Genomic DNA, 14,401 nt, shown 5'->3' with positions numbered 1-14,401 from the left:
CTCCCCCAATATGAGCGCTCCCCCATTTATAGTAAGCGGTTTCAGTTACTAGTATTCTAATCATTCTACATGAATCCTTCTTCTTACGGCCAAAAAATTCCCCAACGCGGGGATAGATAGGTTTGGAAGAGGGAGTACGTTGTCTACAGGGAGAGTATTGGACAATAGAAGCAAAGACATCGATCAGGTGAACATAAAAGGATAAGCAGGATGCACGGTATTGTGCTTCCTGCTTAGGGTTCAATTATGGTTAGGAAATTGCTTAGCTAACTCCTTGGAAAGACGATATAACTTATCGACTTCTAGTTGATTCGTAGCTGTAAACTCAGCATGATTTCGCGCACGCGAGTAATAATTCGAACTGATTCCTTCCTTCATTTGATAATATTTGGCGTTAATGGGATATAACTGTCGTTCAATAAATGAAGCGACACTCAGCAAATCGCTCAAATGTTGCGCTTCTTCAGGATGACTCTCCCAGTTATGTAAAAGCCAAGCATACAGATCTGGATGAAAGTTGGCCATAACTCCACTGTAACCATTAGCACCCAACTTCAATGTTTCCAAGAGAGTAGCAGTATTAGCATTAAATAGCTTTAGTGAAGTTCCTTCAATGACTTCCAATTTTTCTTTGATCATTTCGATATCACACGAGGTATCCTTCAAGAAGAAGAATTTTCCGGTATCCGCGCACCATTTCAATACGGACGGTGTAAGTAATCGCTTATAGGGAAATGGACATTCATAGATGCCGAACGCAATATGCTCCGGAAGTTGCTCGATGAGCTTCTGAGCGTTATCCATCCACACCTCATCAGACTCATCTTCGTCTGCCAATCGGTTCGAAATCAGAATAACGGCCTCGACTCCGGTTTCTGATATCGCACACAATTCCCGAACTTGGTCTTCAATTGCGTTCGAGATGTGCCCCGACGCAATGACGGGAACCCTTCCCGCTGCCTTCTCCACGACAAAAGCGGCAAGATTCACACGTTCTTCCAAGCTCAAGAAAAACATCTCGCTTGACTGACAGACAGCAAATAAGCCGTCCACCTTATTTTGAATAAACCACTCAACCATACGTCCCATCGCATCAAAATCTATTTCTCCAGACTCCTTGTATAAAGTAATCATTGTGGGCCATACGCCGTTAGGGTTGTTAATTTTCATTAGCTCTCTTACTCCTCCATAGGTTTCATTTCTATAAAATTCACTTCTTCAATCGACTCGTGCAGCATGCAAGGGATGAAAAAAGTTTTAATCTCGCATCTGCCAAAGGTGCTCCGCCACTTGCGGTTCAAGGCTGACAAGCATAGTTCTGTCTCTACTTCTCTCCCGTAAGCTTCCTGGCAGCGAAGAATCCAGCCATTCCCGTCTTCTGCCGGTTTGAAGGCCACAGCAATAACATGGTCTGACGTGATGGAAATCCCCTCCGAAATTTGCGGCAAATCCCCTTCATGATACGTTTCCCAGACTTGCAGCAACGGATTATGTAACTCGTAAGCTTTCCGTACAACTCCACTATCTTGCCAAGTACCGCTATGAGGTGAGAGTACATAAGCAAATTCCTGTACACCTTGGTCCATAAACTCAACTTGTTCATCACGTTCGCCAAAATGGTCGGCATAAATCGGACTTCGTACTATTGTCATCCTTAGTTCATTGCCTTGCACATCGTATCCGTATTTGGCATCGTTAATCAAAGAAAGACCGAACGTAGCCGGCTCCATGTTTTCCGTCGCATCTGGCTTGTTGCCTGATACATTCACCCACATTTGCCCAGGCACTTCGTTTCCATTAGTTGGCCGTTCAATGAAGCCATACGGAATTTCAAACACCGCACGTGGCTGCTCCACATGAACGGGAAAGGCAAGCTTCAGCATCTTGTGCTGTTCTCTCCAGTCCAGTCTTACCTTGACATGCACATCTGTGCTGTCATGCAATAAGCTGATATCCTGACGAAGCACAGAAGCTCCATAATAGCTAGTTACCCTTATTGTCGCTCGCAGCGGTCCATTCTCAAGCACCTTCAATTCAGCGTTGCCAAATTGCCCTAGCTCCTCACGATAGTTCGTAAGACCGTGACCCCAAGTATCACTGTGCGTCTCATCCAAGACAATTGGCACTGCTCCGTCGCCGGCTAATACTTCTCTACCGCCACTGCGCTTATCCGTCACACGACGGATATACCCCGTAGTTGGATCAATCTCAATACTTAACTGACTATTTTCCAGCGTGCCACCCTCTGCCCTGACAGCATTAGTTGGCTGAACGATATCGAAAGCTTTATCCCGATATCCCCAAAATACTTGGTAACCAAAAGCCGGGATTCTCCCCTTTATGAAGGTGTCCCATTTATCACTTGTATTTGTCCGAGATGCCCTAACCGTTTGAATCAGCAGCGGACTGCCTGCAGCATCTGTCACTCCAGCCAGCTTCTTGTTAATTACAATGGACGCCTCGACGTCCCACGATAAGGGGTTAAACACCACGAGTGGTGACCCTAGATCATCTTGCTCCCAGAGCTGCCAGTCCTTCTCTTTGTTTAATGATTTAATCCCCGGTTTCATCGTATTTATCGACCAAGAGATCTTCTGAAGAGCAGCATTAATTGCCTTTGCTCCTATACTAAATGCTTCGCCATAGAAATCGCGAACATCATCGAAAGCTTCCTTAATACTGCAGCCGCCCATAATATCGTGAAAATGATTAAACATCACGTTCTCCCACGCCCGGTTAAGCGCTTCCATAGGATACGGCAGCCCTCTCATCAAATTAGCCAAGGAAGACATTTTCTCAGCAGTCAGCATCTGGTGCTCTACTTTACGGTTCGCGGCTTTGGATTCCGAGTGCGCTGAATAACACCCGATGGCATGCATCTGCATTTCATCTTTAATGACGGGAATATCCGGATTCATCTGCTTCATTTCAGAGAAATATCGATTCGGAGAACTAAGCTCGATGCCGTCCATGTCCGGTCGTTCTTGGAGCTTATGAATAAGTTCGAGATTCTGAATGGTCGGTCCCCCGCCATGATTGCCAACACCGTAGAAGGACATGAAGGCATGCCCGCTTGCTACTGCCATAGCTCTGTGACTACTTAGCTTGTCTTCCATGCCATTACTCGCCCAATTACCGTAACTGTCAGCTAGCCTGAACGTCATCACGCGGCTGCCATCTTCTGATTCCCACCAGAATAAATCGTGCGGCAGCGTCTTTTCGTGTGCTCCTGGACGCATAAATACGTACGCGTTCATCCCGCCTTGCTTGAGAAGCTGGGGCATCATACCATGGTGACCGAACGAATCCACGTTGTATCCGACCCGCGCCATTACTCCGAATTTCCCCATAAAATAGCGTTGCCCATATAAACTGTGGCGTGCGAACGATTCGCCAGACGGCAAATTGCAGTCCGGTTGTATCCACCAACCGCCTGTGATGACCCAGCGTCCTTCAGCAATACGCTGCTTCATTTCGGCAAACATCTCAGGAGCATTCTCTTCCACCCATTTGTAGTACGCTGCGCAAGCACAAGTAAATACAAAATCAGGGTACTCGTTCAATCGGTCCAACGCAGAACGAAAAGTCGCTTTGATCTCCGCATATCCCTCTTGCCAGCGCCATAGCCATACTGGATCCAAGTGGGCATTTCCTATTAAATGAAGCTTCGTTTCCACAGCAATTTCATCCCCTTTTGAGAAATATTTACCCTTTCACAGAGCCTAGCATTGCCCCTTGTACAAAGTATTTTTGGACAAACGGGTATATGACAAGCACGGGTAAGATGGCAACAAAAACACAGGCATACTTAATATTTTCCGTCATGACAGCCATTCCTGCTTCTGCCGCCCCAAGCTGGGCGGATTGTGTAGCCATATCTCCCGAAATGACGATATTACGCAAGATGATTTGCATCGGGTACAGATTCTTCTCATTTAAATAAATGAGTGCTGGGAAGAAACTGTTCCAGTGTGCCACTGCGTAAAATAGAAACATGGTCGCCATAACAGGTAAAGAGAGCGGCAGCACAATTTTGGTGAAAACTCGAAATTCTCCTGCGCCGTCCATAATCGCAGACTCGTGCAGCGCTTCTGGAATATCTTCAAAAAATGTTCTCATCAGAATCATGTTGAAAACATTGATCGCTGTCGGAATTAATATAGCCCAGATCGTATTAACCATTCCCAGCGCATGAACCACCATGTACCGCGGGATAAGACCACCGTCGAAGAACATCGTGAATACAACAAACAAAGCAAGAACGGAACGTCCATACATATGCTTACGGGACAAAGGATATGCGCAAAGAGCCGTCATAATTAAATTAACAAGTACACCGCCGACCGTATAGAAGATGGTATTTCCATAGGAGCGCACAATCGCAGGATCATTAAAAATGACATTGTAAGCTTTAAAATTAATCTCTATAGGTCGCCAAAACACTTCACCACTGCTAACCGATGATCCTGAACTAATAGAAATAATCCCCATATAATAGAGCGGATACAAAGTAACAAAGATCATTAGCAGCATAAAAATCATGTTAATCGTATCGAAAAAAGGTAAGTTACGAAGTCGCATCTCAATTCCTCCTGCTAGAACAACCTGGATCCATTCAATTTTTTGGAAATTTGATTCGCTGAAATAACAAGCGCAAAGGCCAGTACAGACTGGAAAATACCCACAGCCGCAGCGAAGCTAAAATCACTGTCAATCAACCCTCGGCGATAAACAAACGTTTGGATAACGTCTGCCGTTTCATAAGTAGGACCGCTGTACAGTAATAAAATTTTCTCGAATCCGACCGAAAGCATTTTGCCCAACGTTAAAAGCAGCATAATCGTAACAACGGTTGAAATCCCAGGTAATGTAATGTGCAGTAATTTACGCCATCGATTTGCCCCGTCCATCGTTGCCGCTTCATAAAGTTGTGGATCGATCGTGGTCAACGCCGCCAAATAAATAATGGAGTTCCAACCAATTCCTTGCCAGATTTCGGAGCCCACATAAATGGTTCGGAACCACTGCGGCATGGACATGAATGTCTTCGCTTCCCCACCAAAAAGCTTAACTACTTCATTAATTAGCCCATCGATAGAGAGAAAGTTAACCAACATACCTACGACTACTACGGTAGACAGAAAATGCGGAATATAAGTGATACTTTGAATAAACTTTTTGAAAACTTTCTGCTGCAGTTCGTTTAGCAACAACGCGAATATCAGTGAGGATGGGAAGTAAAAAATAAGAGAATACAAATTGATCAGTACGGTGTTGCGAACCACTTGCCAGAAATATGGATCCGTCAAAAATTGGCGGAAATATTTCGTCCCTGCCCAAGGGCTATGAAAGAAACCCTTGACGATCGAATAATCTTCAAATGCCATGAGATTCCCAACCATGGGTGCATAATGAAAGATAACAAAATACACAAACGGTAATAAAAACATGAGATACAGTGGCATGCTCTTGCGGATATTCTTTTTGATCTCAACAGCTGGTATCAACGATCCCCTCTCCTTTCGGGAAAATAAAGGGACAGGCTGCCAGGTATGCCTAAGCAACCTGCCCTCTCACTATATGAACGGAATTTTGCGCGTTATTTCACGCGGGTTAAGGCATCGTTATAGATTTTGACAATATCATCTGCCCCTTTTGCTTTGAGTTGTTTAACGAAGTTATCCCAATCCTTGAGGGCACCGTCTGTCACAATGAATTTATCCATGTTTTGAGCCAGGTAAGCGTCAAGCTGTGTTCGGATTTGTTTCAGCTTCTCACGCTCATCTTTGGTAAATGGCGGGTCGTTAACGAATTGAACATTTTCGCCTGCTGCCAAGCCTTTGGATGCTTTTGTGTTCCAATCTACCCATTCCTTCGTATTAAACGGCAAACCAGCGTGATCGTCATTATTCAGACCAAGACCCAGGTAGCCAGTGCCATACTCCGATTGCAGCGCATAAAACGCACTTGGCTGTCTGTCCTTATATTTATTCACAACAGCGTCAGTCAATTTGTAATCGCCGTTTTCACCCGTGAAATCTTCCCCTTTGTTGCCGAAGTTTGTAACCTCGATTCCCTCTTGGGAATAGAACCAATCCATGAACTGAACAACCTGTTCAGGATTCTTTACTTTGGCATTAATGACATACGATTCCGACAAGTGGCCAAGTGCGTAGATAAGGTTCCGCTTTGCTCCGCTTGGTGTTGTCATCGTATCCAACATATCAAACTTCGCACTCGGATCCTTCTTCTGCAAATTAATATTAAACGTGCTGGCAAAGCCATTATTATCTTGGAAATAGAAGGATTTGCCCGAGTTTAGCTTCTCTTGCCAAATTTGCGATGTAGCCGTAGCATAATCCGGATCAAGCAGTTTTTCTTTGTACAGTTTATTCAACCATGTAATGGCCTCTTTGAACTCTGGCATCGCTGGACCAAATTTATAAGTTTTATCTTTCGGCTCGTAATAGACTTTCGTACCGTTAAACGTTGTGTAACCGCTACCAAATGCGAACGATATTGGATTGATCAGGTTTTCTGTCCCTGTAAGCCCATTGGCAGCTCGAGCCGTGAACGGATAGGAATCCGGATTCGCTTCTTTCATTTTCTTCATCACTTGATATAATTCATCGTAAGTCGTGGGCTTTTTCAACCCTAACTTGTCAAGCACATCCATACGAATCATCGAAAGCTGGCCGCCAACCCCCTGCCAATTTGCTACAAGCGGGAATCCATACAGCTTCCCGTCAATTTTGTTTTTATTGATCTCTGGCTGCTGGGAAATGACCTTCTTCAGGTTAGGCATTTTGTCCAAATATGGAGTCAAATCAAGAAAGGTTCCCGTGTCGGCAAAGTTCTGAATATCGTCTTGTTTGACAAGCATGACATCAGGCAGCGTATTCGTTGCGATCAACGTTTTCTTCTTATCATCGTAGTTGCTTTGAGGGACGCTTTGAAGATTTAGTTTGACATTTTTACGCTTTGCAATTTCCTGAACGGCTTTTGAATTAGCCACAATAGCTTGCGAAGGATGTTCGTACCTCATCCAAGTCAGTGATAGTGGTTGGGCCGCTGCTGGCGTGCTTGCCGCACCGGAAGTAGATGCCGGAGTCGAAGAATTATTAGTTGAAGTCGGTGAAGTGGTTGAACTGCTTCCACAACCGCTAAGCACACTTGATAGCACAAGCAATGAGCCCGTTACTGCCATAATCCCCTTTTTTGATTTCATCGAATGAATCCTCCCATGTAATTGGATTGCCTTACACGAGGATCATAGCACACCATTTTCGCGCAGATGAACGTCCAATTCGGCGTTTAAAGTGCCGTTTTTCCGCTTATGGCGCGATGATTCATTTCTCCGCTATGATGCAAAAAGTCGCTAAGGTGTCTCAGCAGGAATCGCCGCGTTGAAAATGGCCTAGAATGACTATGCCCATTCTGGGACAAAAGAAAAATGTGCCGGACTCAACTTACGCTGAGCCGGCACATCAATCTTAAATAACTACTAATTAATCAATTTCAAATACTGCAAAGCTTGTTTGATAGTTACCGCTGCCTCTGCGCGAGTAGCTACATCTTGCGGAGCGAAGGTAGTTTCTGTTTTCCCATGCACCAATCCTTTGTTAGCGGCTTCTGCTACTGCCTTACGGGCATAGTCTGATATTTGATCTCCATCTGCGAATTGCCCAGTAGCTGCTGCATCCGTTTTTGCTGCTCCTTGCACAAAAGCTACAGCTTTCATCAGCATAACGACCATCTGCTCCCTCGTAATCAGTTGATCCGGGCTGAAGATGCCTGCGGCTGTACCTTGAACCAAGCCATGTTTAGCGGCTGTATTTACTTCTGCGGCATACCACTGGGTAGCAGCAACATCTGAATACACAGCTGGCATCGTTTCGGTCGATAACCCCAGCCCTCTTACGAGAAGTGCTGCAAACTGAGCTCGAGTCACTTGCATCTCAGGCGTGTACGTATGATCCGATGTGCCATTGATAATCATTTTGGACGCTAACATTTCAACATCCTTCTGTGCCCAGTGCCCCGTCATATCTTCAAATGTTTTCTTGTTCTGAACGATGGCGTACATACTGTTCGTATTACGGATAATGGTTGCTTCTGTCTTCCCATTGCTCACCGTAAATACGGCTGGCACAACTTTCATTTCCTTGGTGATCGGATCGAATACAACTGCGGTAGCAGTTGATGGATCTTGGTTAACACCATCTATTACTATCGTGCGTTTAACAAATGTATCTCCAAAATGATGAATCTCTTCTTCTTTATCCTTAGATTTCAGAATGATTTTATAATCAATCAATTCGCTTACTTGTTTTAAACCCTTGTCTGAGATGGCTTGCTGAAATTGCTCTTCATCCTGACTTATCGCTTTATTCATTACGATGATCAGCGTTGCACCGGCATCCATACGTTCTACACCAGCGAGGTTTAGTATGGAAAGCGGCAGATCATAAGTACTGAATGGACTATGAATAGTCACAATTGTTCCTGGGTTTTCCTTCAGACTGTCTTGCAGGATATCCAGCGGCAGCTCTACGGTATTAGAAGCATGAGTGCCTGGCACGTAAATATGGAGTACAGGGTTATCCGTGTCCTTTTTTAAGTGAAGATCTTCTAACTTCTGCAGCAGTCGTTCACGATCAATGATGACAGTTGCCCCATCCTTCTCTGGATTCATCCGAACTTCCTTTGCACCCGGCACATAACGGCTTGGATCTTCTGTAAGTGGAGGTTTCACTGGAACGTTAGTGTTAGAGGTTGAACCACTAGAGCTACTGGAACCCGAGTTAGACCCAGGACCTGGCACATTATTTTGTCCGGATAACGTAATCACTTTATGCCCAAAAACGGCTGAACCATCCGTTGCGGTTGCAACGACTTTCACGGTCCCATCCTTCAAAGCCGTGAGCAAACCTGTCGAATCGATGCTCGCTTTATCCGTGGTTGTACTACCATCGCCTTCATAAACAGCCCATGTCACCGTCTTGTTCGTAGCGTTTACCGGAAGCACCACCGCGCTTAATCGTTGGCTACCGCCTTTCACGCTAATCGTGGCCGCTGCGCTTGTAACATTAATGGAAGCAACAGTTACGGATTCAGTACCTGGATCAGGGTTTAGATTTTGCCCAGTAATTGTAATGGTTTTCTCCCCACGGATGTTCGAACCATCTGTTGCGCTTGCAACGACTTTCACGATCCCATCCTTCAAGGCTGTGAGCAAGCCAGTCGATTGAATGAACGCTTTATCCGTGTCGGTACTGCCATCGGCTTCATAAACACCCCATGTCACGGTCTTGTTCGTAGCATTTACTGGAAGTACTACCGCGCCTAATAGAAGGCTGCCACTTTTCATACTGATCATGTCCGCTGCGCTTGTAACATTAATGGAAGCAACACCTACGGATTCAGTACCTGGATCAGGGTTTAGATTTTGCCCGGAAATGGTAATGATCTTCTCCCCCTGGATGTTCGAACCATCCGTTGCGGTTGCAACGAGTTTCAAAATCCCGTCCTTCAAGCCTGTCAGCAAACCAGTCGATTGAATGAACGCTTTATCCGTGTCGGTACTGCCATCCGCTTCATAAACATCCCATGTCACGGTCTTGTTCGTAGCATTTGCTGGAAGCACCACTGCGTTTAGCGCAAGACTTCCGCCCTTTACGCTTATCGAATCCGATGGGCTTGTGATCGTGATTGATTGAACCTGCAAATCACCGCCTGCCTCTTCACTTTTAATATCTGCACGATCCAACGACAAGTAGGTATTGCTTGCGCTGGCATTTTTCTGACCCTTGACGCGGATTTTCAGCACATGCTCCTGATTCCCCAAATTGTCACTTTCAAAAAGCAACTGCTGGTCCGATCTTGATGGGGCATACGTGTCGACCATCGTTTCTAGTCCGCCATCGATGGAAATGGCCGCAATCCCCTGATTATTATTTTTAGCCCCATATAGCTGAACTTTGGAACCTTTAAAACGCAGGAGTGCATAAGCATCGGCCGTGTTCGAATAGTGATTGTCATTACTGTACGCTCCAGACTCATATGAGGTATAGCCCCAGCTTGGACTGTATTCGAATTGCTCGATGCCTGAACCGGTGTCATTATCATTCACTACTTTTTTGAACAAGAATTGAATGTTATCGAACTGCGCTTGATTCCATCCACTGCCTAAGCCCGCCATGCCACTTCCTCGTCTACTATCAGAGACCGAAGCGACCAAATTGTTATCAACGTACGCTTTTATACTCGTTCCCATAAAAGATAGCTTCAAATTGTGCCATGTATTCGCTGAAATGCCAGCAACTGTTCCTGTTGCAAGAACGATATCGTTGCCAGTCTCATAGGTATACGGATCTCCATAGCTTAGATACCATTTTCCGTTACTATACGTACTGAGCCTATAGCCTTTGTAGTCATTGACATTTCCACCGGCTAAAGCAGTACCCACCCTGCCGTAAATACTTACCGCACCAGAATTTTCTATGAGTGTATCAACACTGTAATCATAGTTCTGCCAATTTAAGTCTCCGAATTCAGTAAATGTACTTGGATTTGGATAATTGCCCCAGCTATTCCATGGAATTTGCGGTTTTAGAATGACCTGACGCAACGTCTTGCCAGTTCCGCCTCCATAGCTGTCGCTTACTTCGAATGCCCCTTCTATATCGTACATATACTTTGGTGTTTTACCTGTAGCGTAGCTTTCAAAATTTTCACTATAATTGTCACCAAACGGACTATTAGCAGGTATTGGATTTACAGCAGTACCTTTCTGTTGGCCCGTCGTAGTTGTCAATGAATAGATGGAATTGGCCTCAAGATTAATAGAGTACGAGCCACCATTTACCTGAATATCGCTTTGTTGTACAAACTGAGAACTGCTGTTTGATTTCCAGACATGAACAGCATCCGTAGAAAGTCCTCCAGACAGGTTAAAAGTCATTGATTCTGGAGAATTGCCTGTTACAAGTACTATACTGTAGTCACTACTGTTAGGTTTTTTGAATGTCACATAGGAGGTACCTCCTGCTGCGACTCCGCTGCCGCTGTCCAGATATTTCCACCCTGGTTGTGCAAATTGCGTTGTATGGGCGGCTGCCCAAACAGCAGGCTGCACCAAATAATAACCTGACCATGGCGTATTAGCTTCCATAATACCCGAATGCGCCCAACTCGTATTATTGTATTGCGAGCTAATCGCGTGCCATATATTTGTCTTCGTAAGCTTGCCGTTAATATAGTTGAGATTGAGTTCCTTTGCTAGATTTAATGAGCCATTCCAATCACCAATACCGGTCCAGCCTTCGCTTTCCCAAATCGGCAATCCGCTATTCTGAGCATTATACGTAGATGAGCTATTCACATAGTGATAGCCAATTGCTGCAACCGCACTTTTTAAAGCTGGATCATTGACGATTTGGTCGGCAAATGCCCAATTGTCGCTTAATATGTCAGGTGCTACGATCTTAACGTGTGAAAGGCCATTATTATCTAATGTAGGCCTTAAAATATTTACAATGTAGTCTCTGGCCTGCTGTGATGTTCCATTAGGTTGTTCGTTTTGATTCCCGGCAATATAATCCAAATCATAGCCCCAAACGCTTTTTAATCCCTTAATATAACTTACGAGATAATCCGCGTTATCCTGCGACCATATATTTCCATTTCCTACCCAACCTGGCGCTCCCCATTGCAATCCTGAAAGCTTAATATTGGGATTTCGCTTTTTAGCTTCGTTAATAAGCCAAGTTTCATATCCGCGTGTCATATTCGGATTGGCATTTTCTGCTCTAGTCCTTGCATGACTGGGCTCTGTTCCACTCGTTGAGTTAATATCTCCTCCGATTTCCACTTTAAGTTCCTGAAAAGAAGCTCCGAAATTAGGTTTGAACAGATAATCCAGAATATCACTGCGATATGGCTCCGGATAATCAATGAGAAGTTTCGTGTTTCCTCCTCCTCCGCTTATTACTCCCTCTCCTTCAAAAATTCTTCCCGAACCGGTTCCCTCAATATTGACCAATGTACCGCTGACTCCAGCATCAGATTCCGTTACCGTAATGTCATCCGCATAGGCATTACCACTACCTGATGGATGATAGAGGTATATGGTCGCTTGGAAACTACCAAGGCCCGTGGTAAAGGTTACATTGCCATTTGTGTAATTTGCGCTTGAAATAGGTATAAACTTCTCCGTGCCGCCATAGTTCTTGACACCAATGCGAATCTGTTGGCCAGATGGAGCCATCGCGTAACCACTTAACATATATGTCGTATTCGGTTTAACCGATATGACTTGTTCGACGGAGGCCGGCCCATTCCCAATACGTACAGCAGATGTTCCAGTCCTTGCATTAGCCGATGAAATGGCTGCATCATTCCAAGTTGTCCATGGTGTTAAATCTTCGGATTCAAAACTTCCATTCCTGAGGGTATCTGTTTTTTCAGAGACTGAAATGTCATCAACGTAAGCATTGCCTGAACCTGTAGGATGATAAAGATAAATAGTTGCCGTCGTACTCGTTGTTCCCGTTGTAAAGGTTACTTCACCTTGCGTATAGGTCGTACTTGCAATTGGCGTAGAGATTTCGTCGCCGCCATAATTTTTGACACCGATGTTTAGTTGTTGGCCCGTAGGAGCCATTCCATACCCACTCAGTATGTAAGTGGTATTTGGCTTTACCGTTATGACTTGTTCAACAGAAGCAGGGCCATCGCCTATTCGGACACTGGCATCTCCGTTTCTAACATTGGAACTGGAAATTCCAACATCCCCCCACGTAGTCCATGGACTTAGAGACCCGGCTTCAAAGCCAGCGTTACCTACAATTGGCATCTCGAACGCACCAATATCAGGCGCTTGATTATAGATGGGGTTGCCGAAGAAATCTTGTGTGCCTGGAGCGTTGATTACCATTCCAGCGTCAATAAGAGGAGAAGAAGGCTGAAGTTTAAATCCTTCCAATGAACTAAACCCGTCACCTGGATTCGGATCAACAAATTTCGGATCGGTATATATGCCATTGGGTTCTGAAATAACTGTTGAATTGTAATAGGCATTGTAATCGTGGTCAGCCCAAAATCTATTGATATAACTCAAATCCGTGCAGTTAACGAAAGCATTGTTATATGCATACCTCGCTGTAATTACTCCCGTATCATTGTAAAACACATTGTTATAATACCAGAGATTAGTTCCAGAACCGTGGTGAGGCGCTTGTACCGGCTCGTTGGCAGAGATATTATACCTTGCAATATTCGTATTTTGTATACCATCCATTGTCAGCATGAAACCGCCTGCGTTTCCATGACTATAATTATACTGAAAGATTTGGTTGCCATTATAAAGGTCAAAATCCCAAGCCGACAAATCCCCTGCATTTGGTTTATATTGAATGTAAGCGACTTCATTTTTCTGATAAGTGATATCATTAGATGACCAAGACCAAATTCCAGCTACCGCAACATTGTTTGCCCTATCCGCGCCGTAAGTACTGACGTTTCCTTCAGCCAATCCGTTGGAAACCTGGGCGAAGAAAGCTGTATCCCCTGCAACATGGTCAAAAACATTGCCTCTGATGATGACATTGGTAGAGTAGTATTCCGGTTTATTTTGTGCGTACCAGCTCCAGGCTACTTCAATACCGGTTTTGGACACATATTTGATCGTATTGTTCTGAATCAGGACATCATTAAAGTGACCGAGATCCGATGTGCCCCAAGCTTCAACAACGTAACTGATTCCCCCGGTTGCCTTATCTAACGTGTTGTCGTGCAAAGCCGGATTACCATCAACGTCATGAATGTAACAATTTTGAACATAAAGATGATTGAACGTATTGGCGTTATTTTTAATCCGGAAATGAACACCTACATAGGTGCCCGAGTTATCCGAACCGTAAGTCCCAGTAAAATTGGTAATCTCAAGATTGTTAACTTCCCAGTACTCCTGATTCTCAAAATAAACACCCGCAAAAGCCGTTTTATTTACATTGATGATCGGTTTATTCCCTGTTCCATATGTATCTAGAACAATCGGATTGCCACTTGCGCCACTCCCTTTGGGGCTGAGATGCTGGCTATTCCAGACCGAACCTGTTTTCAGTAAAATCTTATCCCCAGGAGAAAAAGAGTCTACGGAATTCACTTTGGTTAGAGATTGCCACGCTGTTGCAGTGCTAGTGCCGTTGTTACTATCATTGCCCCCAACCGAGTCTACATAATAAATTGTGCCTGCCGCCGAGGTCGATGTCGATGCCGATGTTGATGTCGATGCCGATACGGAATTTGGCGCTGCCATAAGAAATGGATAGACGAGCATAAGAAGAGCCAGTACCGTACACCAAGTACTTTTTTTCACCATGAATGATTCCTCCATAAA

6 protein-coding genes are annotated in these 14,401 nt (G+C 44.7%); all 6 read right to left on the bottom strand.

What is annotated here, in order from left to right:
• Nucleotides 1-240: 240 nt before the first annotated feature.
• Entirely contained in the window at nucleotides 241-1,170 is a 930-nt protein-coding gene (locus GQF01_RS30320; RefSeq protein ID WP_161410799.1) for a dihydrodipicolinate synthase family protein, read from the bottom strand.
• Nucleotides 1,171-1,178: 8 nt separating this feature from the next.
• Nucleotides 1,179-3,677 (bottom strand): alpha-mannosidase, encoded by a 2,499-nt coding sequence (locus GQF01_RS36960; protein WP_161410798.1) that lies wholly within the window; start codon nucleotides 3,675-3,677, stop codon nucleotides 1,179-1,181.
• A 28-nt stretch (nucleotides 3,678-3,705) separates the two neighbouring features.
• Nucleotides 3,706-4,581: a carbohydrate ABC transporter permease gene (locus tag GQF01_RS30310; protein WP_161410797.1), complete on the bottom strand. Its 876-nt coding sequence runs from the start codon at nucleotides 4,579-4,581 to the stop codon at nucleotides 3,706-3,708.
• A 14-nt stretch (nucleotides 4,582-4,595) separates the two neighbouring features.
• Nucleotides 4,596-5,507 carry an ABC transporter permease gene (locus tag GQF01_RS30305; protein ID WP_235960673.1) on the bottom strand — a complete coding sequence of 304 codons (912 nt, stop codon included), beginning with the start codon at nucleotides 5,505-5,507 and terminating at the stop codon, nucleotides 4,596-4,598.
• A gap of 92 nt (nucleotides 5,508-5,599) precedes the next feature.
• Entirely contained in the window at nucleotides 5,600-7,228 is a 1,629-nt protein-coding gene (locus GQF01_RS30300) for an extracellular solute-binding protein (RefSeq protein WP_161410796.1), read from the bottom strand.
• A gap of 276 nt (nucleotides 7,229-7,504) precedes the next feature.
• Nucleotides 7,505-14,383, bottom strand: coding sequence for an S-layer homology domain-containing protein (locus tag GQF01_RS30295; RefSeq protein ID WP_161410795.1), 6,879 nt, complete (start codon nucleotides 14,381-14,383; stop codon nucleotides 7,505-7,507).
• Between the last annotated feature and the right edge of the window lie 18 nt (nucleotides 14,384-14,401).

The organism is Paenibacillus silvestris, from assembly GCF_009882985.1.
GTDB lineage: Bacteria > Bacillota > Bacilli > Paenibacillales > NBRC-103111 > Paenibacillus_E > Paenibacillus_E silvestris.
This window is presented reverse-complemented; position numbering and strand designations above follow the sequence as displayed.

What these genes read in the sequence shown, in the direction of transcription:
- GQF01_RS30320 (WP_161410799.1), bottom strand. Translation starts at nt 1,170, where the DNA reads ATGAAAATTAACAACCCTAACGGCGTATGGCCCACAATGATTACTTTA.
- GQF01_RS30310 (WP_161410797.1), bottom strand. Translation starts at nt 4,581, where the DNA reads ATGCGACTTCGTAACTTACCTTTTTTCGATACGATTAACATGATTTTT.
- GQF01_RS30300 (WP_161410796.1), bottom strand. Translation starts at nt 7,228, where the DNA reads ATGAAATCAAAAAAGGGGATTATGGCAGTAACGGGCTCATTGCTTGTG.
- GQF01_RS30295 (WP_161410795.1), bottom strand. Translation starts at nt 14,383, where the DNA reads ATGGTGAAAAAAAGTACTTGGTGTACGGTACTGGCTCTTCTTATGCTC.